At 64.7% G+C, this 2,628-nt stretch carries 3 protein-coding genes; 1 reads left to right on the forward strand and 2 read right to left on the reverse strand.

What is annotated here, in order from left to right; genetic code table 11:
- Positions 1-122: 122 nt before the first annotated feature.
- The gene (locus C4301_RS09775) at positions 123-683 is read right to left on the reverse strand and encodes a hypothetical protein (RefSeq protein ID WP_352414880.1); all 561 of its coding nucleotides are present in this window, start codon (positions 681-683) and stop codon (positions 123-125) included.
- Positions 684-692: 9 nt separating this feature from the next.
- Positions 693-2,012: a hypothetical protein gene (locus C4301_RS09780; protein WP_352414881.1), complete on the reverse strand. Its 1,320-nt coding sequence runs from the start codon at positions 2,010-2,012 to the stop codon at positions 693-695.
- A 99-nt stretch (positions 2,013-2,111) separates the two neighbouring features.
- Between C4301_RS09780 and C4301_RS09785 the strand changes: the two genes are divergently transcribed.
- The coding region (locus C4301_RS09785; protein ID WP_352414882.1) for an FAD-dependent oxidoreductase at positions 2,112-2,628 on the forward strand (517 nt) is incomplete at its 3' end.

Here is a 2,628-nt window from a genome sequence, read left to right on the forward strand (position 1 = left end):
CCAACATTCTGGCTAGGGCTCGGACGGAGCCTTCGGGGATGGGTACGGCGTGGGCCGTCCCGTGGTCACGCGGCAGCGTACCTTGAGAACCGAGAAACCCCGCTCTTCAGAGCGGGGAGTCGTCACGGGTTGGGAATGAGGTTGAAGGGCTTGAGCCTGAGGGTAAGGTCTTCCCGTTGCAAGGCGTAGCGGACGCTTCCTGCCCCCGTGCTGAACCCGATCCTTAGGCCGATGCGGAAGTCCCCGCTTTTGACCAAGGTATAAACCGCAGGCGCGCTTGAATCCAGGGGTAGGTCCAACGCGATGACCCTGGTCTCGTTGGGGTTGAGGTCGGCCTGGGCAATCCCCCAACGGACGTCCTGGTCTCCATCGAAGAGGTTCTGGTCGCCTGCGGGGCCAACCCGGACCTCGAGGGAGGCCGTCAAGGGGAGGGCGGTGTTATTGACCACCTCGAGGGCACCCTGCATCCTCCCATCTAGAAGGGCCTTTGCCCCTGGGAGGCTCACCGGCTGGCCCCCCTGGCCGGGAAGGAGGACCTGGATTCCCCCCGGTGGCACGGTCAAGCTCCCAGCACGCTGGTTTTCTGGGATGAAGCTGAGGAGATCCACCTCAAACCGATACACCGTGTGTCCGCTGCAGGCGGGAAGCAGAGCAGCCAGGGCAAGAAGCTTAAGGATACGCATCTTTGCCTCCTAGAACCGGGCGGCCATGGCCACGCCGTAGACCACCCCCCCCACCAAGGGGGCCTCGTGGGCGGTAAGGGCCAGGTCAAGGCCCACCTGGCCCAGCTCAAACCCCGCCCCAACCCCGAACCTGAGCCCACTTTCGTAGCCGATCCCCGCCCGAAGACGGGCCGGGCCCAGGGCATACTCCCCGCCCAGATGGGCGGTAAAGGCCGTGGATCCAAAGCGGGCATCCGCGCCCACCAGAAGGCCCAGGTCCTTGAACCGGTAGGCCCCGTTGACGAAGAAGCTAGGAAAGAAGAGGAGGCTTGACCGGGTCTCCGGGGCCTCGGAGTAGGCTCCGCTCTGGTCGGTTTGGAAGGTATAGCCCTGCCAAAGGGCATAGCCCAGAAGGTTCTGGACCCCTAGGCCAAGTACGGCCTCCTCGAGCTCCAAAGCCACCCCAAAGTCGGCCCGGAGGCCGTATCCGTTACCCCGGCCAGGGTAGGCGTAAAACCCCCTGGCCTCGTAGGCCACCCCGGTGGGCTGGCCGTTTTGGTCGAAGACGGGCCGGGCTGAGGCCGTGGTCTCCGCATAGAACAGGCCGTAAAACCCCTCTCCTTTCACCCCGAGATAGACTCCCCCCACCCCTTCGACCTGGGGCAAAGCCGATGCCCAGCTGAGGGCCAAGGCCACTCCTCCAGAGGCCTTGCCTTGCAGCGTTAAGGTGCAGGGGGAAGGCGTTTGTTTGCAGTTATTTAAGTTATTTCCGATTAAGGCCTGGGCGAGCTCCGGGCTTGGGAAGACCGAAAGCCCTTCTACACCCACAAAGGGGCCAACTTTGAGGGAGAACCCTCCTCCCTGCAGGGGAAGCCAGAAAAGGGGTGCGGGGTAGAGGGCCGTGGGGTTGGCTCCGGACTCGCCCATCTGGAAGTTCGGGTTTAGAGGGTTTCCCTGGCCATCGGTCACCTGGATGCGATCCGATCGGATGCGGAAGACCACCTCGTCCGGACTTCGGGTCGGGTTAAAGAGAAAGCTGTTCAGATGGCCGAGCTGGTCGTAGAAGGAAAGCGCGTCAAACCCGCTCCGAAAGGCCTGGGGGTTCGTCCAGTAGGTGAAGGGGCTGGTCTCGGGGAAAAGGGGCAAAAGCCGAAGAAGCCCCAAGGGCAGGGTCTCGCCCTCTGAGAACCCCCTTGGGTAGGCCGCGTAGGCAGGGTTCAGGTCCGCGGCCCCGGGGCCTGGTAAGACCAGGCCCCCCATGCCGAGGCTTCGCACTCCCTGGGCACTCGCGAGGCTGATGAGGCTGATAAGGCTAAGAATCAAAGGAAGAAGGGCCATCCGTTTTCTCATACACCACTCCAAAACAAAGTTACACCCCGCGGCGCACCTAGAGCAACTCCCAAGAGGCTTGACCTGGGTCGAGCGCTGTACTAGACTTTGGTCAACCCTATGGACGCGGACGCCATCGTGGTGGGAGGGGGCCTTGCGGGCCTGGTGGCGGCCACAGAGATGGCCAGCCGGGGCCTACGGGTTCTTCTCCTTGAGCAGGAACCCTATCTTGGCGGACAGGCCTTCTGGTCGTTCGGTGGCCTCTTCCTGGTGGACTCCCCAGAACAGCGCCGCCTGGGCATCCGGGACTCCCTGGAGCTCGCCCGCACGGACTGGTTCGGCGCAGCGGCCTTTGACCGGGAGGAGGAGGGTCCAAAAGCCCCCGGCCCCGACCACTGGGCCCGGCGCTTCGCGGAGGCCTACCTCGAGTTCGCCGCCTCGGAGAAGCGGGCCTGGCTCACCTCCTTGGGGGTGCGCTTCTTTCCGGTGGTGGGGTGGGCCGAGCGGGGCTTTGGCCTGGCCACGGGGCACGGGAACTCGGTGCCCCGGTTCCACCTCGTCTGGGGCACGGGGCCTGGCCTTCTGGAGCCCTTCCTGCAGCGGGCCCGGGTCCTGGAGGAGGCGGGCCGGCTCAGGG

This window comes from Thermus sp., assembly GCF_040290245.1.
Lineage (GTDB): Bacteria > Deinococcota > Deinococci > Deinococcales > Thermaceae > Thermus_A.